The organism is Dyella sp. 05T440 (assembly GCF_056395965.1).
Window position 1 is genome coordinate 65,807 of sequence record NZ_JBFTKN010000012.1, and the last position, 22,415, is coordinate 88,221.

Sequence of the window (22,415 nt, forward strand, 5' to 3'; positions counted from 1 at the left end):
AGACATCCAGGTCATGCAGATCGAAACCAAGCTTCCCAAAGTTGGAACCACCATCTTCACCGTCATGAGCCAGCTGGCTGTCGAACACAAGGCGGTCAACCTGGGGCAGGGCTTTCCGGACTTCGAACCACCGCAGCCGTTGCGCGACGCCATCACGCGCGCCATGGCCGAAGGCCGCAACCAATATGCGCCGGGCATCGGCCTGCAGCCGCTCCGCGAGCAGATCGCGCTGAAGACCGAGCGCCTGTACGGTCACAAGCTCGATCCCAATACCGAGATCACGGTGACCTCGGGTGCGACCGAAGCGCTGTTTGCTGCCATCGCCGCCGTGGTGCGTGCGGGCGATGAAGTGATCGTGTTCGATCCGGCCTACGACAGTTACGAACCGGCCATCGAGCTGCAGGGCGCCCGCGCCGTGCACATCCCGTTGCAGGCACCCAGCTTCAGCATCGACTGGCAGCGCGTGCGCGACGCGATCACGCCCAAGACGCGCATGATCCTGATCAACAGCCCGCACAACCCGACCGGTGCGGTGTTGTCCTCGGCCGATCTGGACGAGCTGGCCGCCATCGTGCGCGACACCGAGATCGTGGTGTTGTCCGATGAGGTGTACGAGCACATCGTGTATGACGGCTCCCAGCACGAGAGCGTGCTGCGCCATCCCGAGCTGGCCGCGCGCAGCTTCGTGGTGTCCTCGTTTGGCAAGACCTATCACTGCACCGGCTGGAAGCTCGGTTACGCGGTGGCGCCCAAGGCGCTCTCCGCGGAATTTCGCAAGGTGCACCAGTACCTCACGTTCTGCACGTTTCATCCGGCGCAGGTCGCGTTTGCCGAGTTCATGGCGAGCACGCCCGAGCACTATCTGGAGCTGCCCGCCTTCTATCAGGTCAAGCGCGATCGCTTCCGCGAACTGATCAAGCCCTCGCGCTTCAAGTTGCTCGACGTGCCGGGCGGCTATTTCCAGCTGGTCGACTATTCCGCCATCAGCAACAAGGACGATGTGTCGTTCTGCGAGTGGATGGTGAAGGAAGGCGGCGTCGCCGCGATTCCGCTCACGCCGTTCTATGACAAGGCGCCGGGCACGCATTACCTGCGCCTGTGCTTTGCCAAGAGCGATGCCACCATGGAAGCCGCCGCGGAGCGTCTATGCAAACTCTGAAGGTCAGCCTGATCCAGGGCGCCACGCGCTGGCATGACGCGCCGGCCAATCGCGAGTACTACGGCGAGCTGGTGCGCCGCGTCGCCGGGCAGACCGATCTGGTGGTGTTGCCGGAGACGTTTCTTTCCGGCTTCAGCAACGACACGCGCGCCAGTGCCGACACCATGGAAGGCGAAGGCGTCGCGTGGATGCGCGCGCTCGCCCAGGAAGTGGGTGCGGTGTTGTGCGGCAGCCTGGCTATTCGCGAAAACGACACCGTTTACAACCGGCTGATCTGGGCACGCCCGGACGGCAGCTTCGAGCAATACGACAAGCGCCATCTGTTCCGCATGGCGGGTGAACACACGCGCTATGGCGGCGGCAACGAGCGCTTGATCGTCGAGCTGAAGGGCTGGCGGATTCTTCCGCAGGTCTGCTACGACTTGCGCTTTCCGGTGTGGCTGCGCAACGGCCGCCGCGAGGAAGCCACCGGCGGCATGGATTACGACCTGGCGATCTTCGTGGCCAACTGGCCGGCGCCGCGCCGCCAGCCCTGGCGCACGCTGCTGCGTGCGCGCGCCATCGAAAACCTGAGTTATGTCATTGGCCTCAATCGCGTTGGCGTCGACGGCAACGATCTGCCGTATGCGGGCGACAGCGCCGTGCTCGATCCCATCGGCGAGCCGCTGGTCGAGCTGGGTCCGCAGGAGCAGGTGGTGACGGTGACCATCGATCCCGCGCCGCTGCTCGCGCATCGCGAGCGTTTTCCGGCGTGGATGGATGCGGACAGCTTTACGCTCAATCCGGGTTGATCGGACTGCGCGCGATTATTTCGCGCGCAGCTTGGCGGAGGCCTGAGGCAACGGCTTGCCGACCTCGAACTGCATGCGTGGAAAGTCGATCGTCCAGTGATCGAACGACTGCAGGATGTCGCCGCCCAATACGTTGGGCTCCTTGACGTTGCCGGCATCACTGAGCGAGATCGTCATCGCCGCAAGTACGCTTTGCTGATCGCCGATGTGCACTCGCACGTTCGGCCACGTCGCCGACTGGCGCACGCGCGCGCCGCCTGCACCGGCGACGTGTTCCTGTTTCGACTTCAATCCCTTGACGACGCCGGGGTGCTCCACCGCAAAGCGCGACGAGAGCGAAGAAAACGCGCCGCCGCTATCCAGATGCATCGCCACGGGCAGATCATTGAGCATCACCTCGACATAAAGATCGCTGCCGGCCATGCGCAAGTTGCCTTCGCCAGGTTTGGCCGCGTCGCTGCGCGAGGGCAGCAGCTTGCCATCAGCGGTGAACTCCAGCCGCTGCAGCTGGCGCAGCACCGGGAAGCCGAGGATCGCGTCGATCTGATAACCGCCGGGCACCGGCATCTTCAGCTGATCGTCGTCGAGCACCAGGAACGCCACATGGCTCAACGAGAGCCCAGCGAATTGCAGATGATCGGCAATGCCAATGCGCGTAGCCACCGCCTGTCGACTGGCGCTGCCTACGCTCGCTGCGCCATCGAGCAGGCGCAGGCCCAGCTTGTGTGCAGTGGATAGCGATACGACGGAGAGATTGGCGCCCGTATCAAGCACAACTTCCTGAGGCTTGCCGTTGATGGAAGCCTGCGAGCGGGGCAGGCCGACTTTATCGCGCTTCACCGTTTCGGGTTTGGGCGCATAAACGTCTACTTGTTGCGCGGGAGCCTGGGCAAGCTGATCGGCGAGCACGGCCATCTGCAGTGCCGCCGCACGGTCCTCGGTCGTGGCGCCTTGTGCGGCAAGCGCCTGCTCCCATGCGTGCGCCGCCTCGGCGGCCTTGCCGTATTTGCCGTCGGCAAAGCTGGCATCGGCGGCGATGGGCCAGGCCAGCGCCCGTTGCGCGGGCGTGCGATGGCCGCCGGTGAGATAGCGCTGGACCAACTGGTCCGCCTCGGCGGCATCCAGCCGTGCTGCGGCCAGCCGCGCCCTGGCGAGGGTGGCCAGTCCGGGATCCTCGATGCGGGGAAGCACGCTGGCCAGATGAAAGACCTCGCCATCGGCCGCATCCACCAGCGCGCTTTCGGCCTGCGGGTTCGACATCGGCGCCGACGCCACGCCTCCGGCCAGCGCCGGCAACGCGATCGCGGCCAACAGCACATAGGGATGGAGCCAGACCAGCGGCGCAGCTTTCATGATATGGTGCCCGTATGACGAAGAAAAATTATCGTAATACAGAAAGAAATGATTATCCAACAGTACATCGCATCGTGCGCGTCGCCCGTGCGCTGGCGATCGCCGCCTGGCTGAGCGCGCTGGCCTGTCTGGTGGTCACGGGGCTGGGTATTTGGGCCGACGGCAGCGCCCAGGGTGCGACCGTGGTCGCCACTCTGTCGACCGATGAACTTCCGCACGCATGGGCGGCTTGCATCGCTGCCGTGCTGGCGCTGGTCAGTTGCGGGGCGCTGGTGGAGCTGGCCTTGATGCTCGGTCGCGTGGCGCCGGATGCACTGTTTTCCGGCGCCGCCACGAAACACTTCCGCCGCTTCGCCTGCCTGCTGATGGTCGCTGCAGCACTACGCGTGATGTTGCCGGCGGCAGCCTCGCTCTGGCTGGCGTGGCACTCAGGCGCAGGGTCGGCCCGCTTGACCTTCAGCGGCGACGATCTGCTGTCGTTGTTGCCGGTGGCCGTGTTCTTCTTCGTGGCCCGCCTGTTCGACGAGGCGGCGCGACTCGAAGACGACCAGCGCTCGATCGTGTGAGGTCCTGATGGCGATCGTAGTCCGACTCGATGTCATGCTGGCGATGCGCAAAGTGCGCTCGCGCGAACTCGCCGAGTTCGTCGGTATTACCGAATCCAATCTGTCCTTGCTCAAGTCCGGCCATGTGCGCGGCGTGCGTTTCGAAACGCTGAGCAAAATCTGCGAATTCCTCGAATGTCAGCCGGGCGATCTGCTGGCCTACGTGCCTGACGAGGAAGAGTAGGGCGACGCATCCCGCGCAAGGCGAGGATGCGTGCACTCAAAGAATGGACAGCACCGCTTCGGGCGGACGTCCCAGCGCGGCCTTGCCGTTGGACACCACGATGGGGCGTTCGATCAGCCGCGGATGACTCACCATCGCCGCGATCAGCGCGGTGTCGTCGAGTGACGGATCGTCGAGGCCGAGTTCGCTGTACTCGGCCTCGTTGGTGCGCATCAGTTCGCGCGGCGTCATGCCGAGCATGTCGAGCAATTGCATCAGCTCGGTGCTGCTCGGCGGCGTGTCGAGGTAGTTCACGACATCGCACACCACGCCGCGCTGCTCAAGCAAGGCCAGTGTGGCGCGCGACTTGGAGCAGCGGTTGTTGTGATAGATGCGGGCGTGCATGGCGGAAGCCGTGCTCAGCGATTGCCGTGACGGTTGCCGCCGCGACCACCGCCGCCACCGCCACCGCCACCGCCACCGCCGCCGTGCGGACGATTACCACCGCCCTGGGGACGACCGCCGCCTTGCGGACGACCGGCGCCGCCTTGCGGACGGTTGCCGCCACGGCCCTGCGGACGACCGCCCTGGCCACCCTGGCCAGCCGCGCCGCCCTGACCACCCTGGCCACCATGACCGCCGGGACGACCGCCCGGACGACCACTCGGCTTGCCACCGCGGTTGCCACCGGCCGCACCACCGCCGAAGCCGCTGTACGGGCTGCCGCTACGGCCTTCCGCGCCACCGGCGCGATTGCCGAACGACGGCTTGCCGCCGCCCGGACGACGATTGCCTGCGGCACCGCCGCGAGCGCCGCCAGCAGCACCGCCTTCACGCGATTCGCCGGCAAACCAGGTGCGCACCGACGGCAGCTCCTGGCCCGGGGCGACGCCGCGCTTGCCCTTGCGCATGCCACCGCCACCACCGCCCGAGCGTTCCGGACGGGCGACATTGCCGTTCACTTCCCGGCCCGGACGGCCGCGCGGCTTGCCGCGGGTGGGTTCTTCGCGGATGCGGTCATAGGCGCGCAGCTCGCGCGCTTCGTCCTGGTAGCCCGCGCTGTACGAGCCGCTGGCGCCCTTGGGAACGTACTCGGTGACGTTGCGGGGCGCGCGGCGCTGATGCAGCACCGGGCTCAGCGTGAGCACCGGCTGCGGCGAACCGAGACCGGTGGTCTTGCGCAGATCCTTGACGGCTTCTTCGCCCAGCGATTCGCAGTCACCGCGGCGCAGGGTGCGCGGCAGTTCCACGCTGCCGTAGCGGATGCGCTTGAGTCGGCTCACCAGGAAACCCTGGGAATCCCACAGGCGGCGCACTTCGCGATTGCGGCCCTCGCGGATCACTACGCGGAACCAGCTGTGGCTGCCGCCCTGGCTGATCACGGCGATTTCGTCGAAGCGGGCCGGGCCGTCTTCCAGCTCCACGCCGGCCTTGAGCTTTTCGATCATCTCGTCGGGCACTTCACCGTGCACGCGGCACAGGTATTCGCGCTCGAGACCGCTCTTGGGATGCATCAGCGCGTTGGCGAGTTCGCCATCGGTGGTGAGCAGCAGCAGGCCGGTGGTGTTGATGTCCAGGCGACCCACGGCGACCCAGCGCGCACCCTTCAGGCGCGGCAGCTGTTCGAACACGGTGGGACGGCCTTCGGGATCTTCGCGGGTGGTCACCACGCCTTCGGGCTTGTGATAGACCAGCACTTCGGTTTCGTCGCGGTTGTCGGTGGCGACGACGAACTGCTTGCCGTCGAGCACGACGCGGTCGCCGGCGTGGACGCTGGCGCCGATGGTGGCGGGGGTGCCGTTGAGTTCAACCTCACCGGCCTGGATACGCTGCTCAAGCATACGGCGCGAGCCGAGGCCGGCGTTGGCGAGCACCTTGTGCAGGCGCTCTTCGATGGCAGGCGCGGTTTCGTCGCGCGGCGTGCGCTTAAGGGTCAAAACGGATTTCTGTGGCGCAGTCATGCGCGGTACTCCTCGGTATCTTGCGTGGCGTCGCCTTGATCGGCGTCCGCGTGGGTCGCTGCCTCGTCGGCAGTGTCAACATGAGTCTCGGCGTGCGGTGCAGCGCCGGGTTCGGAGGAGGCGACATGCATCGCCTCGGGCGTTTCGTGGCCGGGTTCGTCGACGGCGTCGGCGGCCTGGCTTTCTTCGTGTTCGGTGGCCGGTACATCGTGCCCGGCAGGTTCGGTGATGGAAACGTCGAGATCTTCTTCGCCGGCCACCACCAGGGTTTCGTTTTCTTCGTCCGGATCGATCGGCAGGTCGCGCATCACACGCACCGGCAGCGGCTCCGGCGCGATGCTCATCTGCGGGTCTTCCATGTCGCGGATTTCCGACAGCGGCGGCAGCTCATCCAGCGACTTCAAGTTGAAGTAGTCGAGGAAGGCGCGCGTGGTGCCGAACAGTGCGGGCTTGCCGGGCACGTCGCGGTAACCCACCACGCGGATCCATTCGCGTTCTTCCATCGTCTTGATGATGTTGGACGACACCACCACGCCGCGGATCTGTTCGATCTCCGGGCGCGTGATCGGCTGGCGGTAGGCGATCAGCGCCAGGGTTTCCAGCAGGGCGCGGGAGTAGCGGCTGGGGCGCTCGGTCCACAGGCGCGAGATCCACGGATGCACCGACTGCTTCACCTGGTAGCGGAAGCCCGAGGCGACCTCTTGCAGCTCCACGCCGCGGTTGGCGCAATCGTCCGCCAGCGCCTCAAGGGTCTTGGCGACCTCTTCGCGGCCGACTTCGTCCTCTTCGCCGAACAGTTCCAGCAGTTGAGGCACGGTCATCGGCTGGGTGGATGCCAGCAGGGCCGCCTCGATGATGGGTTTGAGTTGCTCGATCTGCATGGCCTCGGATCGGATGCGGATGCTGCGGTGAATGGGGCGGGCTGCGCGGCTTATTCGGCCGCGGTGGCCGGCTCGTCATCGGCATAGCGTTCGGCGGCGGTTTCTTCCGCGCTTCCTGCCCTTGCCCTTACGTAAATCGGTGCCAGCGGTTCTTCCTGCACGATCTCCACCAGCATCTCCTTGGCCAGTTCAAGCATGGCCAGGAAAGTGACCACCACGCCCAGGCGGCCCTCGGTGACATCGAACAGCGTTTCGAAGCGCTGGAAGGTCTGGTCGGTCAAGCGGCCGAGCAGTTCACCCATGCGCTGTCGCACGCTGAGTGCTTCGCGCCGGATGGCGTGGTGACCGAACAATTCGGCACGACGCATCACGTCCTTCAGCGCCAGCAGCATCTCCTTGAGGTCGAGCGGCGGCGGCAGCTTGACCACATTGCGTTCGCCCACGTCCGCGTGGGCCGGCGCCATGTCTCGCTCCATGCGGGGCAGGGCGTCGATATCCGCCGCGGCCCTTTTAAAGCGTTCGTACTCCTGCAGGCGACGGATCAGCTCGGCGCGGGGATCTTCTTCCACGCCTTCCTCGGCAGGCGGCCGGGGCAACAGCAGGCGCGATTTGATCTCGCCCAGGATGGCTGCCATCAGCAGGTATTCGGCAGCCAGCTCCAGGCGCATCACGTCGCGCATCATCTCGATGTAATCCATGTACTGCCGGGTGATCTCGGCGACCGGGATGTCGAGAATGTCCAGATTCTGGCGACGAATCAGGTACAGCAAAAGGTCGAGCGGCCCTTCGAACGATTCGAGGATCACCTCGAGCGCATCCGGCGGGATGTACAGGTCCTGCGGCATCTGCAACAGCGGTTCGCCGCGCACGATGGCCAGCGGCATTTCCTGCTGTTGAGGTACCGACGCAAACGCGTCCTGCGGTGCGGCGACCGCCTGAGGCTCGACTGGCTCAGTGCTCATCAATGCATGTCGTTGGGCCGTTCAAGACGGCTTGCTCTGCGTTCAATACGTGAGGAAACGTTGATCCCACCGGCATTCGCCTGACGAATGTCCCGCCCGGACGTTGGCCCGCAGGCGCGATCCGTTGAAGCTAACTTGCGCGATGCCTAGCCGGTGCGCATGGCGTCACCGTCGCGGTCATGCATGACGAAAGCGCGCGTCTGGCGTTTCGATCAGGCTGGCCGTGAGCGACCCTTGAGCGTTTTTAGCGTGTTTGGGTCACGACAAAAAACGCGAGCCACAACGTGACGAAACCTGCGTCACTGGCTTCTCAATCGGTCGGCTGAGTGCATCGGGACGGGTGCCGTAGCGGTCGATCTCACCGATCGTGCGCGCACCCACTGACCCAAGCGAGACCAAGATTAGCCGCTGGCGACGGGCAAGTCCAGTACACGCGATGCTGCCGTATCGGCAGAATACAGGGACATGCTGCCCGATGAACGCTCCATCATCCACGTCGACATGGACGCCTTCTATGCGTCCGTGGAGCAGCGCGACCGCCCGCAGCTGCGTGGGCACCCGGTGATCGTCGGTGGCCTGGGGCCTCGCGGGGTGGTCTCCACTTGCAGTTATGAAGCGCGCCCGTTCGGCGTGCGTTCGGCCATGCCGATGGCGCAGGCGCGGCGGCTTTGCCCCGATGGCGTCTACCTGCCGCCTGATTTCGCTCGCTATGAAGAAGCCTCGGAGCAGGTTTTCAAGGTTTTCCACGAAGCCACGCCGCTGGTGGAGGGTCTGTCGCTGGATGAGGCGTTCCTGGACGTCACCGCCAGCCTGCGCCTGCTCGGCTCGGTCGAGACCATCGCTGGTCGCATCAAGCTCGCCATCCGCGAGCGCACCCAGCTCAATGCCTCGGTGGGCATGGGGCCCAACAAGCTGCTGGCCAAGTTGGCCAGCGAAATGTCCAAGCCCGATGGTTTGCGTCGCATCACCGCTGAGCACGCCGCCCGGGATCTGGCGCCGCTGCCGGTGGGCCGCTTGTGGACCGTGGGCAAGGTGACCGAGCAGGCGTTGCACCGCCTGGGTATCCGGACCATAGGCGAATTGGCAGCAAGTGACACGGCGCGTCTGGCGAGTGCGCTAGGGCGTCAGGTGGACGCGCTGCAGGCGCTGGCCCGCGGCGAAGACGACCGCGAGGTGGAACCGGCGCAGGCCGAACAGTCGATCGGCTCGGAACACACCTTTGATGTCGATCTGGCCGAGCTGGCGATGGCCGAGGCCTGGCTGCTGCGCCATTGCGAGCGCATCGCGGCCCGAGCGCGCCAGCGTGGGCTGGAAGGGCGTACGGTCACGGTGAAATTGCGCGAGCCGCCCTTTGTCACCCACAGCCGCCAGGGCCAACTGCGCGTGCCCAGCGCCTCCGCCAGCGAGCTCTATGAGCTGGCACGAGGCTTGCTTAACGCATGGTGGAAGGCGCAATCAAGGCCGCGCCTTCGCCTGCTGGGCGTCAGCCTGTCGGGTTTTGCGGCACAACGACAGCAAGACCTGTTCGACAGCGCGCCCGAACGGCGCGTCACCGACCAGGTGCAGGACAGGATCAATGCGCGGTTTGGCTCGGGAAGCCTGGTCCGCGCAGGTGTGTTGAGAACGCAAGAGCAGGATTGAAGTTGAACGGAGACGCTCCACATCGACCGATGAGGGAGTGTTTCTTCAGGATGAAGCAGTCGGCGCTGGCGCGTTTGACGTGGGGAGCAAGAGCAAGATGAGCAAAGCGGAAGACAATGTCAGGAACAGCTCCGATCCGGAGCAGCTGCGTCCGGCGCGCATGCGGATCGAGACCACGGTGCTGATGAGCCGTGCCGACGAATCGCATTCGACCGAACTGGTGGACATTTCCGCGACCGGCGTGCTGCTGCGCCGCCCCCTGGGCTGGCAGGGCGAGCATGGCCAGAGCTGGATCCTCGACATGATCTTTGGCCACGACCTGCACATCCATCTGGAGGCGCAGGTGGCCCGTATTTCCGATCGCCACCTGGGCTTTGCCTATACCCGCATCCCGGAAGACAAGCAGGTGCCGCTGTGGAACCTGCTGGGTGGGTATGCGGATATTCTGGAGTTGTGGAAGGACTAGGGGCGAGGAGTGAGGGAAATCACTCGGCACTTATCGCCGCGAGGGAATCCATAAAAAAAGCCCGGCAGTTCGCCGGGCTTTTTGTTGAGCGCAGTGAGCTCTACTCCCACGCCTCTTCCCTCACTTCTGCTTGTTCTCATCCCGCAACTCGCGCCTCAGGATCTTGCCCACATTGCTCTTGGGCAACGAGTCGCGGAACTCGATCAGCTTGGGACGCTTATAGCCGGTGAGGTTGTCATGGCAGAACTTCTTGAGTTCTTCCACGGTGAGGTTCGGGTCCTTGCGCACCACGAACAGCTTCACCACTTCACCCGAGTGTTCGTCCGGCACGCCCACGGCAGCCACTTCGGCCACGCCAGGATGCTGCATCACCACGTCTTCGACTTCGTTCGGATACACGTTGAAGCCGGACACCAGGATCATGTCCTTCTTGCGGTCCACGATGTAGACATAACCGGTGGCATCCATGCGCGCGATGTCGCCGGTGTGCAGCCAGCCGTCTGAGCCCAGCACCTTGGCCGTTTCGTCCGGACGCTGCCAGTAGCCCTTCATCACCTGCGGCCCGCGCACCATCAGTTCGCCCACTTCGCCGATCGCCAGCGGCTGGTTTTCTTCCGACCAGATCGCCACGTCGGTGGAGGGAATCGGCAGGCCGATCGAGCCGTTGTAATCCTTGAGGTCCAGCGGATTGATGCAGGCCGCGGGCGAGGTTTCGGTCAGCCCGTAAGCTTCGGCCAGCGTGCAGCCGGTGACTTTTTTCCAGCGCTCGGCAACCGCGCGCTGCACGGCCATGCCGCCGCCCAGCGACAGGTGCAGGCGCGAGAAATCCAGGTCGGCAAAGCCCGGCGTGTTGAGCAAGCCGTTGAATAAGGTGTTGACGCCGGTCAGCGCGGTGAACTTGGACTTCTTCAATTCCTTGACGAAGCCCGGCATATCGCGCGGATTGGTGATCAGCCAGTTCAAACCGCCCAGGCGCATGAACACCAGGCCGTTCGCCGTCAGCGAAAAGATGTGATACAGCGGCAGCGCCGTGATGATCACTTCCTCGCCCTGCTTGGCGTTGTTGCCGATCCACGCACCGGCCTGCAGCATGTTGGCGACCATGTTGCCGTGGGTGAGCATGGCGCCCTTGGCCACGCCGGTGGTACCGCCGGTGTATTGCAGGAAGGCGATGTCTTCGTGATCGAGCTGCACCTTGGGCATCGGATGCGGCGCGCCCTTGGACAGGGCGTCTGTAAAGCGCACGGCATGCGGCAGCTCGTACGGCGGCACCATCTTCTTGACGTGCTTGAGCACGAAATTGATCAGCGCGCCCTTGGCGCCGAGCAGGTCGCCGATGCCGGTGGTGACGATGTGCTCGACGTGAGTCTCGGCCACCACCTGCTGCAGCGTCGCGGCGAAATTGTCGAGCACCACGATGGCCTTGGCGCCGGCGTCTTCCAGCTGATGCTTGAGTTCGCGCGCGGTGTACATCGGATTGGTGTTGACCACCACCAGGCCCGCGCGCAACGCGCCGAACAAGGCGATGGGGTACTGCAATACGTTGGGCATCATGATCGCGATGCGATCGCCCTTGCCGAGCTTGAGCTCGCCGGTGAGGTAGCCGGCGAACTGGCGGCTCATCTCATCGATCTGACCGTAGGTGAGCACCTTGCCGAAGCTGGAGAAAGCCGGGCGATGACGGAAGCGCTCAAAGGCCTCTTCCACCACCGCGGCGAGCGACGCGTACTGGTTGATGTCGATCTGCGCGGGAACGCCTTCCGGGTAATGGGCCAGCCACGGACGCTCAATGCTCATGTTGGATCCAACGCTCCTGTATGTATCGGCCCGGCAGTGACGTAGGGCAAGATGATGACGCGGCATTGGAGCATACGCTTGCGTATAGCGGCAAGCCGCGCCGCAGCGAGAATAAGGCATGCCTTCGATACAAAAACTACTTGTAAATCCAGTGTTTTGCGTGTTCCTCGCGATCGGCCTGACGGCCTGCCATCGCACGCCCGACGAAAGTCGGGTGCGGCAGGGCATCGAAACCGCCGAGCGAGCGGCCGAACAGGCCGATGCCTCGTCGCTGGACGCCTTGTTGAGCGACGATTTCAGCGGCAACAACGGTGAGATGGAGAGGCGGCAAATCCTTGGCCTGCTGCATGCCGCCAAGTTTCGCGGCGAGACCATCCATGCCTTGACCGGGCCGATTGAGGTGGAGATGCGCGGTGATCGCTACGTCGCGCGCTTCACCGTGACCCTGACCAGCGGCGGAAAGCTGTTGCCGGCGCAGATGGGTGTGTATCAGGTGGAGACGGCGTGGCGGAAGGAGGGGCGCGAGTGGCGCTGTTATGCCGCCACGTGGACCTCGGGCAGCTGATCGCTGGGTCACTCTGTGGGAGCGCACCCTGTGCGCGACAACCCTACGGAGCGGTAACCATCAAGGTTGCTGTCGCGCACAGGGTGCGCTCCCACAGGGGATGCGCCTCTAAAAGAAAACGCCGCCCAACGGCGGCGTTTTCTCCTTGCCAAAAGCAGCCTGCAACGAGGATCAGGCCGCTTTCTTTCCAGCCAGCTGGCGCAGCACATACTGCAGGATGCCGCCGTGACGGAAGAACTCGCGTTCCTTCGGCGTGAGCAGCAACACCCTCACGGTGAACTCCTTCTTCTTGCCGTCCAGGCCCGTGGCGGTGACCTTGGCGGTCTTCGATTCGCCGCCGTTGAGGCCGGTGATATCGAAGGTCTCCTTGCCGGTCAGGCCCAGCGACTGCGCGTTCTGGCCGTCTTCGAACTGCAGCGGCAGCACGCCCATGCCCACCAGGTTGGAGCGGTGGATGCGCTCGAAGCTCTCGGCGATCACGGCTTTCACGCCCAGCAGCAGGGTGCCCTTGGCGGCCCAGTCGCGCGACGAACCCGTGCCGTATTCCTTGCCGGCCAGCACCACCAGCGGCGTCTTGTCCGCCTTGTACTTCATCGCCGCATCGTAGATCGCCAACTGCTCGCCGCTCGGCACGTACAGCGTGTAGCCGCCTTCGACGCCGTCGAGCATCAGGTTCTTGATGCGGATATTGGCGAAGGTGCCGCGCACCATCACATCGTCATTGCCGCGACGCGAACCGTAGGAGTTGAAGTCCTTCGGCTCCACGCCCTTGGAGATAAGGAAACGGCCCGCCGGGCTGTCCTTCTTGATCGAGCCGGCCGGGGAGATGTGGTCGGTAGTGATGGAGTCGCCGAACAGGCCGAGCACGCGGGCGCCGTGCACGTCTTCGATTGAGCCCGGTTCCTTGCTCATGCCTTCGAAGTACGGCGGGTTCTTGATGTAGGTCGAGTCGTCCCACTTGTACACATCGCCATCGGGCGAGGCGATGTGGTTCCAGCGCGTGTCGCCCTTGAACACGTCGGCGTAGCTCTTCTCGAACATCTCCGGATTGAGCGCGCTGCCGACGATGTCGGAGATCTCCTGGTTGGTCGGCCAGATGTCCTTGAGATACACCGGCTTGCCGTCACTGCCCGTGCCCAGCGGTTCCTTGGTGAGGTCGATGTTGAGCGTGCCGGCCAAAGCGTAGGCGACCACCAGCGGCGGCGAGGCCAGGTAGTTCATCTTCACTTCCGGATGCACGCGGCCTTCGAAGTTGCGGTTGCCCGACAGCACCGACGCCACCGCGAGATCGCCTTCGGCAATGCCCTTGCTGATTTCCACCGGCAGCGGACCGGAGTTGCCGATGCAGGTGGTGCAGCCGTAACCGACGATATAGAAGCCGACTTTTTCCAGCTCCTTCAACAGGCCGGTCTTTTCCAGGTAATCGGTGACCACCTTGGAACCCGGGCCGATCGAGGTCTTCACCCAGGGCTGCGCCGTGAGGCCCTTGGCCGCGGCCTTTTTCGCCACCAGGCCCGCACCGATCATCACGCTCGGGTTGGAGGTGTTGGTGCACGAGGTGATCGCGGCGATCACCACCGCACCATCGCCCAGCTTGAACGACTCGCCGTCCTTGTCCACGCGCACGCCGCTGTCGGTGATGTCGTTGGCCGGGTTGCCGATGGCCGCCGAGCCGCCTTCGGCAATGAAGGCCGAGGTGGCTTCGTTGCGCGGCTTGCGGGTGGCGGTGAGCGGACCCACGGCGTCCTGGAAGCTCTTCTGCACGCCTTCCAGCAGCACGCGATCCTGCGGGCGCTTGGGGCCAGCGAGCGAGGGCTTCACATCGGCCAGGTTGAGTTCCAGCGTGGTAGTGAAGCGCGGCTCGATGGCGTTCTCGTCATGCCACATGCCCTGCGCCTTGGCGTAGGCCTCCACCAGGCGGATCTGATCGTCGCTGCGACCGGACAGGTGCAGGTAATTGAGCGCTTCCTGGTCGATCGGGAAGATGCCGCAGGTGGCGCCGTATTCCGGCGCCATATTGCCGATGGTGGCGCGGTCGGCCAGCGCCAGGTGCTTGAGGCCGCTGCCGAAGAACTCCACGAACTTGCCCACCACGCCGAGCTTGCGCAGCATCTGCGTGACGGTGAGCACGAGGTCGGTCGCGGTCACGCCTTCCGAGAGCTTGCCGGTGAGCTTGAAGCCGACCACCTGCGGAATCAGCATCGACGACGGCTGGCCCAGCATCGCCGCTTCAGCCTCGATGCCGCCCACGCCCCAGCCGAGCACGCCGATGCCATTGATCATGGTGGTATGCGAGTCGGTGCCGAACACGGTGTCCGGATAGGCCCAGGGCGCGCCGTCCTTCTCGGCCGTGAACACCACGCGGGCCAGGTGCTCCAGGTTCACCTGGTGCACGATGCCCGTGCGCGGCGGCACCACCTTGAAGTTGTCGAACGCCTTCTGGCCCCAGCGCAGGAAGGCGTAGCGTTCCTGGTTGCGCTGGAATTCGATCTCGACGTTTTTCTCCAGCGCGGATTCCGAGCCGTAGACGTCGACCTGCACGGAGTGGTCGATCACCAGCTCAGCCGGCGCCAGCGGATTGATCTGCTTGGCGTCGCCGCCGAGCTTCACCACCGCATCGCGCATCGCGGCCAGGTCGACCACGCAGGGCACGCCCGTAAAGTCCTGCAGCACCACGCGGGCGGGCATGAAGGCGATCTCGGTATCGGGCTCGGCCTTGGCATCCCAGTTGGCGATGGCCTCGATTTCCTTCGAGGTCACATTGACGCCGTCCTCGTGGCGCAACAGATTTTCCAGGAGGATCTTGAGCGAATAGGGCAGGGTCTTGAGGTCAAAGCGCTGGCCGAGCTTGGCCAGGCTGGCAAAGTTGTACTGGCTGCCGTTGACAGTGAGGGTGTCGCGGGTGGCGAATGAATCCAGCATGGGCTAACTCCTGTTGCGTGAGTCTGGCGAACGCGCGAACGCGTAGCTTGGGGATCCTAGGGCACGGGACGTGAGGGGAATTGCAAAGCCTTTGTAGCTCGTCATCCCGGCGCAGGCCGGGATCCAGTGACCCTGTGTTGGGTTTTCGCGACCACCAGAAGTCGACGCTACTGGATCCCGGCCTACGCCGGGATGACGGCGAAGAAGGCCTGGCAATCCGGGGAATCCATCCTCTCCGTTCAGCACTCCCATTCAGTTTGGGACAAAAGCCCAAACGCGCAAGAGACCCGATTGGGGATTGCCGCACATTCGCCTTGCAAGATTTCGAACGCAGGCGGAAGCGTTGTCTTGCGTTGCGGCGCTTGGGGCCGGACTGGCAAAATAGCGGGCTGTGATGCCGCCAAGAACGGCATGGCGACAAGACCTTGCGCCTTGTCGAACGCCGGCAGCGGCCACGCGGAACCTCTCCCGCCGGGTGAACCTCCGCCGCGATGGCGCAAACCATCGCCCGCTGCCCCTTTGATCCACGTTCACCGGACGAGACCACATGCTTAACGCCTACCGCCAACATGTTGCCGAGCGCGCCGCGCTGGGAATCCCCGCACTGCCGCTGTCGGCCCAGCAGACCGCCGAGCTGATCGAACTGCTGAAGAATCCCCCCGCCGGTGAAGAGACGTTCCTCGTCGACCTGATCACCAACCGCGTGCCGGCTGGCGTGGACGATGCGGCCAAGGTCAAGGCCTCGTACCTGGCAGCCGTGGCGTTCGGCACCGAAAAGTGCGCGCTGATCTCGCGCGAGAAGGCCACCGAACTGCTCGGCACCATGCTGGGCGGCTACAACATCCATCCGCTGATCGAGCTGCTCGACGACGCGCAGATCGGCACCGTCGCCGCCAACGCGCTCAAGCACACCCTGCTGATGTTCGACGCCTTCCACGACGTCAAGGACAAGGCCGACAAGGGCAACGTCAACGCCAAGGCCGTGCTGCAGAGCTGGGCCGATGCGGAATGGTTCACCAGCAAGCCGGAAGTGCCGGAAAGCCTCACCGTCACCGTGTTCAAGGTGCCGGGCGAAACCAATACCGATGACCTGTCGCCGGCACCCGATGCCACCACGCGTCCGGACATCCCGCTGCATGCCCTCGCCATGCTGAAGAACCAGCGCGACGGCGCGCCGTTCCAGCCCGAAGAAGACGGCAAGCGGGGCCCGATCGCCTTCATCGAATCGCTGAAGGAAAAGGGCCACCTGGTGGCCTACGTCGGCGACGTGGTCGGTACCGGTTCCAGCCGCAAGTCCGCCACCAACTCGGTGCTGTGGTTTACCGGCGAAGATATCCCCTTCATTCCGAACAAGCGCTTCGGCGGCGTGTGCCTGGGCAGCAAGATCGCCCCGATCTTCTACAACACGATGGAAGACGCCGGCGCGCTGCCGATCGAACTCGACGTGTCCAGCATGAACATGGGCGACGTGGTTGAGCTGCGTCCGTACGAAGGCAAGGCGCTGAAGAACGGTGAAGTGATCGCCGAATTCCAGGTCAAGTCCGATGTGCTGTTCGACGAAGTGCGCGCCGGTGGCCGCATCCCGCTGATCGTGGGTCGCGGCCTCACCGCCAAGGCGCGCGAAGCGCTGGGCCTGCCGGTGTCCACCCTGTTCCGCCTGCCGCAACAGCCGGCCGATACCGGCAAGGGCTTTACGCTGGCGCAGAAGATGGTCGGCCGTGCCATCGGCCTGCCGGAAGGCCAGGGCGTGCGCCCGGGCACCTATTGCGAGCCGAAGATGACCTCGGTGGGTTCGCAGGACACCACCGGCCCGATGACCCGCGACGAGCTGAAGGACCTGGCTTGCCTGGGCTTCTCGGCCGACCTTGTCATGCAGTCGTTCTGCCACACCGCCGCCTATCCGAAGCCGGTTGACGTCAAGACCCACCACACGCTGCCGGAATTCATCAGCACGCGTGGCGGCATCTCGCTGCGTCCGGGCGATGGCGTGATCCACTCCTGGCTCAACCGCATGCTGCTGCCCGACACCGTCGGCACCGGCGGCGACAGCCACACGCGTTTCCCGATCGGCATTTCCTTCCCGGCCGGCTCCGGTCTGGTGGCCTTCGCGGCCGCCACCGGTGTGATGCCGTTGGATATGCCCGAATCCGTGCTCGTTCGCTTCAAGGGCGAACTGCAGCCGGGCGTCACCCTGCGTGACCTGGTCAATGCGATCCCGCTCTACGCGATCAAGAGCGGTCTGCTCACCGTCGCCAAGCAGGGCAAGAAGAACATCTTCTCCGGCCGCATCCTGGAGATCGAAGGTCTGCCGAATCTGAAGGTGGAGCAGGCGTTCGAGCTGTCCGATGCCTCGGCCGAGCGCTCCGCCGCCGGTTGCACGGTGCACTTGGACAAGGCGCCGATCATCGAATACATCAACAGCAATATCACGCTGCTGAAGGTCATGATCGCGCAGGGCTACAAGGATCCGCGCAGCCTGCAACGCCGCATCAAGGCGATGGAAGCATGGCTCGCGAACCCGCAGCTGCTGGAGCGCGATGCCGACGCCGAATATGCCGCCGTCATCGAGATCGACCTGGCTGACGTGCATGAGCCCATCGTGGCCTGCCCGAACGACCCGGACGACGTGAAGACGCTCAGCGACGTGGCCGGTGCGACCATCGATGAAGTGTTCATCGGTTCGTGCATGACCAATATCGGTCACTTCCGTGCTGCATCGAAGCTGCTGGAAGGCAAGCGCGACATCCCGACCAAGCTGTGGGTCGCTCCGCCGACCAAGATGGACCAGCAGCAGCTGACCGAGGAAGGCCACTACGGCGTGCTCGGCATCGCCGGCGCCCGCATGGAAATGCCGGGCTGCTCGCTGTGCATGGGCAACCAGGCGCAGGTGCGCGAGGGTGCCACGGTGTTCTCCACCTCCACCCGCAACTTCCCCAACCGTCTGGGCAAGAACTCCAACGTGTACCTGGGCTCGGCCGAACTCGCCGCGATCTGCTCGCGCCTGGGCCGCATCCCGACCAAGGCCGAGTACATGACGGACGTGGGCGTGCTCGATGCCAACGGCGAGAAGATCTACAAGTACATGAACTTCAATCAGATCGCCGATTACCAGGACGTGGCCGACACGGTTACTGCCTGAGAGCGGTGAGTCACGTCACAGTGACTGGAGAAGGGCGGCGCAAGCCGCCCTTTCTTTTTGCGCGATGCACGGGGCGCTCCTCGCGTCATTGTGGGAGGCCACCCTGTGGCCGACAGGGGCACATCGGGATTGCCGCTCCGCTGGTTTGTCGCGCACAGGGTGCGCTCCCACAGAGACCTTGCTGAGGTATCGCGCACTGTCTGCTTCATTTGTGGGAGGCCACCCTGTGGCCGACAGGGGCACATCGAGATTGCCGCTCCGTTGGTTTGTCGCGCACAGGGTGCGCTCCCACAAAAGGCCGGTGACACGGTCCCCTTGTAGGAGCCCACTTGTGGGCGACCGATACCTCCGGAATCACCGCACCGGTGGGTCGCGCACAAGTGCGCTCCTACAAGGGGGAGGCAGGCATCCTGTCACGGTGACCATCAGGGTCGTTTATGCTTCGCCCCGTCACAAGCCAGGCAAGGATTGCCGCTCCGTTGGTTTGTCGCGTACAGGGTGCGCTCCCACAAAAGGCCGGTGACACGGTCCCCTTGTAGGAGCCCACTTGTGGGCGACCGATACCTCCGGAATCACCGCACCGGTGGGTCGCGCACAAGTGCGCTCCTACAAAGGGGAGGCAGGCATCCTGTCACGGTGACCATCAGGGTCGTTTATGCTTCGCCCCGTCACAGGCCAGGCAAGCACCCCACGGATGATTTCTTCTCACCTATCGGTAGTCTCGCTTCGTGACCTGATGCTGGTGCAGGCGGTGCGTCGCCATGGCAGCTTCAATAGCGCGGCGCGTGCGATGCACATCAGCCCGTCCGGCCTCTCGCATCAGGTGCAGAAAGTGGAGCAGGCGCTGGGTGCGCCGCTGTTTGAGCGAGGCGGTCGCCGCATCGTGCCCACGGCGGGCGGTCAACGTTTGCTTGAACAGATTGATGCCGTGCTTGCCGCGGCGGAACACCTGCAGCAAGTGGCACGCGCGGGCGAGGTGGCATTCGGCGGCGAGCTGCGGCTCGGTGTTCCCGCCTCGCTCGGTCCTTATCTGCTGCCGCATCTGATCGGCCCGTTTCCCCAGCATTTTCCGGGCACGCGCCTGAGTCTTTCCGAAGGCAAGCCACGCGGCCTGCTGCGCCGCTTGAACGAGGGCGAGCTCGACGCGGTGCTGGCTCCTCTGGTCCCGCCAGTTAGTGGCGTAGCGATGCGCCCGTTGTTCTTCGAACCCTGGGAAGTCATGTTCCGCGCCGACCACGCCATGGCCGGCAAGCGCAGCGTGGGCCTGGAACAACTCGATGCCACCGACGCCACGCTGATGACCGAAAGCCATTGCGAAGATGTACTCGGCGGCGGTCACGTGCAGGACGTGAGCCTGGAAAGCCTCGCTGCGCTGGTGGAATTGCGCGGAGGCTATGCGCTGGTGCCGGCTCTGGCGCACGAACGATTGGCTTCGATGCCCAATGTCGTGCTCGCCAAGCTCAAAGGACAAGCTCCAGGTCGCGAGATCGCGCTCTACTGGCGCGAAGCGTCGCCGTGGCATGCCGATTTGCAGAACTTCGCGGCATTGCTGCGCAAGCTGGCGAAGCAGCGGCCGGGATTGAAGGTGCTAAGCGAAGTCGATTGAATCGGTTCGGCGGATTTTCGGGTTGCGTCTCAAGGCTCGTCGTTCACAAGCCCAAGGCGAAAACCTGTGGGAGCGCACCCTGTGCGCGACAGTCACGCCTGGATGTATCGCTTCGTTGGTTTGTCCCGCACAGGGTGCGCTCCCACAGAAAAGCCGGGCGCCGTCCGCCGTTCTTGCTTAAAACTCCAACTCCTGCGCCGCACACAAATAATCAATCATCGGCGCCACCCGCTTATAAGTATCCACCAACCACGGCAACAACTCCGCCGAGCACGCCAGCTTCTCGTCAAAACCCTCGCCACAAGCGAAATCCTTGCGCTTGATGTCATCGATCAACTCATGCGCCGGATCAAACCCGCGCGGCGGTCGGCTCAATGATTCACCCCAGAATTCGAAGTGATCACGGAACGTCTTGCTGCGCGTGGCCTTTTTCCATGCCTCGGGATTGTCGGCAAGAAAGCCGCGGATGTGCTTGAGCGCCTCCGGTTCCGGATGCCACATGCCGCCGCCGGCAAAGCAGTCGCCCGGCTGGATCTGCACATAGAACGAGGGCGCCGGGATCTCGTGGCGCCGCTCATGGAAGAACCGCGCACCCTGCCATGATTTGTAAGGCAGCTTGTTGTTCGAGAATCGCGTGTCACGAAAAATGCGAAACAGCGAACCGCCGTTCTTGCGCGTATCGGCGCGGTAATGCTTGCTGATCTTGTTCAACGGCGCCTGCAAGTCGCCGATCAGGGCGAGAAACGGCTCACGCACATGGGTTTCGTAGTCGTCTTTGTGCGCGTGGAACCATTCGCGGTTGTTGTTCTTTTCAAGCGATCGAAGAAAGCGAAAAGTAGCAGTCGAAAAATAGGTGTTGGCCATGGTGTCTGTGGTCAGGTGCTGATGGGTGCAAGGTCGGCGGCGAGCTGCTCGCCCCAGGCTTGCAGTTGATCGAGGATGGCGAGTTTATCGTCGCTCGCATGCTCGGTGCGCAAGGCGGCGATGCGGGCGAAGTAATCGTCCAGCGTGAGGTTGGTCAGCGGCGTGGGCTTGGTCAGGCGATCGCGGCAGAACGCCTGCCAGCGCACCTGTTCGTCCAAGTTCAGCGTGTGCGGCCAGTTGCGGGCCCGATAGCGGAACAGCAGCTCCGGATAGCGCGTGTCGCGGAATGGAAACGCGCGTTGCCCCAGCTGTTCGGGCGGCGTGCCGCGGATATCGGTCAGCAGGCGCTTGTCGGCATCAGGCAGAAAGCCGCCGTACAAGGCGAGTTCGGGATCGGCCGGGGGCGGCAGATCGGCAGCGCGCTGGAACACTCGACGTAGCTTGGCCGCCAGACCATCCGCCGAAGCGAGCATGTCGCGATGGGCCTGAATCTTCTCCAGGTCGATCTGCAGACGCCCCATGTCCATGCCCTTGAGCGTAGACAACGGCGCGAGCGCCGGCGCCCGATTCGCACGCACGGTGCGCAGCGGAATGCGTTCCACACCTTCAGGCAGATCGGCACGCGAAGTGAACACCCGGTCCGCGATTTCATCCTCATCCAGCTCAAGCAGTTCAGACGGATCGCTGGAAAGGTCGTAAACGATGATTTCCCCCGGGCGACTCGGATGGGCCGCCAAGGGCGCCACCACCGCGAGGCAGTGACGGCTCGCTGGATAACGCGACGACACATGCAGCACCGGCGTCATCGCCACCACGTCGAGCATCTCGAACACGCGCTGCTTGCGGCGCAGGTTGAAGTACCAGTCCCATAGCCGCGGCTGGCGCACACGGATCAGGCGCGCCAGGTCGATCAGCGCGTAGACGTCCGACAAGGCGTCGTGCGCGCGCTCCTGCCGCAGGTGGTTGGCGGTGGCCAGATGCTCAAGCTTGAAGCTGGGCGAGCCATCCTCGCGCCTGGGCCATTCGATGCCTTCGGGTCGCAGCGCCTGGCACATGCGCACCAGGTCGATCAGGTCCCAGCGCGAGTTGCCGTTCTCCCATTCGCGGCCATAAGGCTCGAACATATTGCGGTAGAACATCTGGCGCCCGATCTCGTCGTCGAAGCGCAGGGAGTTGTAGCCCACGCCGCAGGTGCCCGGCTGGGCCAGCTGTTCGTGCACGCGGGCGGCGAAGTCCGCCTCGAGGCAACCCTCGCGCTCGGCCTGTTGCGGCGTGATGCCGGTGATCAGGCAGGCGTCGGGATGGGGCGGCATTTCACGGGGTGGCTTGCCGAAGAACATCACCGGCTCGCCCACGATTTCCAGCTCCATGGTCGTGCGGATGCCCGCGAACTGGACGGGTCGATCGCGCCAGGGGTCGGCGCCGAAGGTCTCGTAGTCGTGCCAGAAGAAGGTCTGCATGCAGCGATCATCGCATGGCCTTCATGCGTGCTCCACGCTCCCCCGGCGAGGGTTCGGCGTAAGAGCTAGGCCGAAAATCA

The 22,415-nt window shown here is 64.4% G+C and carries 18 protein-coding genes; 9 read left to right on the plus strand and 9 right to left on the minus strand.

Features of this window, described 5'->3' with window-relative positions:
* Window positions 1-13 precede the first annotated feature (13 nt).
* The gene (locus AC1DE1_RS15870; RefSeq protein ID WP_477177494.1) at window positions 14-1,159 is read left to right on the plus strand and encodes a pyridoxal phosphate-dependent aminotransferase; all 1,146 of its coding nucleotides are present in this window, start codon (window positions 14-16) and stop codon (window positions 1,157-1,159) included.
* The gene (locus tag AC1DE1_RS15875; RefSeq protein WP_477177493.1) at window positions 1,147-1,950 is read left to right on the plus strand and encodes an amidohydrolase; all 804 of its coding nucleotides are present in this window, start codon (window positions 1,147-1,149) and stop codon (window positions 1,948-1,950) included. The genes AC1DE1_RS15870 and AC1DE1_RS15875 overlap by 13 nt, the downstream gene beginning before the upstream one ends.
* 15 nt (window positions 1,951-1,965) lie before the next feature.
* On the opposite strand, the gene AC1DE1_RS15880 is transcribed toward AC1DE1_RS15875, so the two are convergent.
* Window positions 1,966-3,303 (minus strand): retropepsin-like aspartic protease family protein, encoded by a 1,338-nt coding sequence (locus AC1DE1_RS15880; protein ID WP_477177492.1) that lies wholly within the window; start codon window positions 3,301-3,303, stop codon window positions 1,966-1,968.
* Between the two features lie 74 nt (window positions 3,304-3,377).
* On the opposite strand from AC1DE1_RS15880, the gene AC1DE1_RS15885 reads away from it, so the two are divergent.
* Window positions 3,378-3,869, plus strand: a complete 492-nt coding sequence (locus AC1DE1_RS15885) for a hypothetical protein (protein ID WP_477179132.1) — start codon at window positions 3,378-3,380, stop codon at window positions 3,867-3,869.
* A 7-nt stretch (window positions 3,870-3,876) separates the two neighbouring features.
* Entirely contained in the window at window positions 3,877-4,092 is a 216-nt protein-coding gene (locus tag AC1DE1_RS15890; protein ID WP_121880725.1) for a helix-turn-helix domain-containing protein, read from the plus strand.
* 36 nt (window positions 4,093-4,128) lie between these two features.
* On the opposite strand, the gene arsC is transcribed toward AC1DE1_RS15890, so the two are convergent.
* The 4 genes from arsC to AC1DE1_RS15910 are packed head-to-tail and all read right to left on the minus strand — an operon-like array spanning window position 4,129 to window position 7,875.
* Window positions 4,129-4,476: an arsenate reductase (glutaredoxin) gene (arsC, locus tag AC1DE1_RS15895; RefSeq protein WP_477164517.1), complete on the minus strand. Its 348-nt coding sequence runs from the start codon at window positions 4,474-4,476 to the stop codon at window positions 4,129-4,131.
* Between the two features lie 14 nt (window positions 4,477-4,490).
* Window positions 4,491-6,032 (minus strand): pseudouridine synthase, encoded by a 1,542-nt coding sequence (locus tag AC1DE1_RS15900; protein ID WP_477177490.1) that lies wholly within the window; start codon window positions 6,030-6,032, stop codon window positions 4,491-4,493.
* Window positions 6,029-6,913: an SMC-Scp complex subunit ScpB gene (gene scpB / locus AC1DE1_RS15905; RefSeq protein WP_477177489.1), complete on the minus strand. Its 885-nt coding sequence runs from the start codon at window positions 6,911-6,913 to the stop codon at window positions 6,029-6,031. The genes AC1DE1_RS15900 and scpB overlap by 4 nt, the downstream gene beginning before the upstream one ends.
* A gap of 50 nt (window positions 6,914-6,963) precedes the next feature.
* Window positions 6,964-7,875 (minus strand): segregation and condensation protein A, encoded by a 912-nt coding sequence (locus AC1DE1_RS15910; RefSeq protein WP_441602409.1) that lies wholly within the window; start codon window positions 7,873-7,875, stop codon window positions 6,964-6,966.
* A 465-nt stretch (window positions 7,876-8,340) separates the two neighbouring features.
* On the opposite strand from AC1DE1_RS15910, the gene AC1DE1_RS15915 reads away from it, so the two are divergent.
* Both AC1DE1_RS15915 and AC1DE1_RS15920 read left to right on the plus strand, forming a co-directional pair.
* The gene (locus AC1DE1_RS15915) at window positions 8,341-9,516 is read left to right on the plus strand and encodes a DNA polymerase IV (protein WP_477177488.1); all 1,176 of its coding nucleotides are present in this window, start codon (window positions 8,341-8,343) and stop codon (window positions 9,514-9,516) included.
* A gap of 97 nt (window positions 9,517-9,613) precedes the next feature.
* Window positions 9,614-9,982, plus strand: coding sequence for a PilZ domain-containing protein (locus AC1DE1_RS15920; protein WP_441602407.1), 369 nt, complete (start codon window positions 9,614-9,616; stop codon window positions 9,980-9,982).
* A 120-nt stretch (window positions 9,983-10,102) separates the two neighbouring features.
* Here the strand turns inward: AC1DE1_RS15920 and AC1DE1_RS15925 are convergent, their stop codons facing one another.
* A complete protein-coding gene (locus tag AC1DE1_RS15925) occupies window positions 10,103-11,779 on the minus strand; it encodes a long-chain-fatty-acid--CoA ligase (protein ID WP_441602406.1) in 1,677 nt (558 codons plus the stop codon).
* A gap of 160 nt (window positions 11,780-11,939) precedes the next feature.
* On the opposite strand from AC1DE1_RS15925, the gene AC1DE1_RS15930 reads away from it, so the two are divergent.
* A complete protein-coding gene (locus AC1DE1_RS15930) occupies window positions 11,940-12,344 on the plus strand; it encodes a nuclear transport factor 2 family protein (RefSeq protein WP_477177487.1) in 405 nt (134 codons plus the stop codon).
* A gap of 171 nt (window positions 12,345-12,515) precedes the next feature.
* On the opposite strand, the gene acnA is transcribed toward AC1DE1_RS15930, so the two are convergent.
* Entirely contained in the window at window positions 12,516-15,266 is a 2,751-nt protein-coding gene (acnA, locus tag AC1DE1_RS15935; RefSeq protein WP_477177486.1) for an aconitate hydratase AcnA, read from the minus strand.
* A 547-nt stretch (window positions 15,267-15,813) separates the two neighbouring features.
* Between acnA and acnB the strand changes: the two genes are divergently transcribed.
* Both acnB and AC1DE1_RS15945 read left to right on the plus strand, forming a co-directional pair.
* Window positions 15,814-18,405 carry a bifunctional aconitate hydratase 2/2-methylisocitrate dehydratase gene (gene acnB / locus AC1DE1_RS15940; RefSeq protein ID WP_477177485.1) on the plus strand — a complete coding sequence of 864 codons (2,592 nt, stop codon included), beginning with the start codon at window positions 15,814-15,816 and terminating at the stop codon, window positions 18,403-18,405.
* A gap of 694 nt (window positions 18,406-19,099) precedes the next feature.
* Window positions 19,100-20,011, plus strand: a complete 912-nt coding sequence (locus AC1DE1_RS15945; RefSeq protein WP_477177484.1) for a LysR family transcriptional regulator — start codon at window positions 19,100-19,102, stop codon at window positions 20,009-20,011.
* A 177-nt stretch (window positions 20,012-20,188) separates the two neighbouring features.
* Here the strand turns inward: AC1DE1_RS15945 and AC1DE1_RS15950 are convergent, their stop codons facing one another.
* Together AC1DE1_RS15950 and sbcB are read right to left on the minus strand one after the other, a co-directional pair.
* Window positions 20,189-20,875 carry a DUF2461 domain-containing protein gene (locus AC1DE1_RS15950; protein WP_477177483.1) on the minus strand — a complete coding sequence of 229 codons (687 nt, stop codon included), beginning with the start codon at window positions 20,873-20,875 and terminating at the stop codon, window positions 20,189-20,191.
* A gap of 11 nt (window positions 20,876-20,886) precedes the next feature.
* Window positions 20,887-22,335 (minus strand): exodeoxyribonuclease I, encoded by a 1,449-nt coding sequence (gene sbcB, locus AC1DE1_RS15955; RefSeq protein ID WP_477177482.1) that lies wholly within the window; start codon window positions 22,333-22,335, stop codon window positions 20,887-20,889.
* Between the last annotated feature and the right edge of the window lie 80 nt (window positions 22,336-22,415).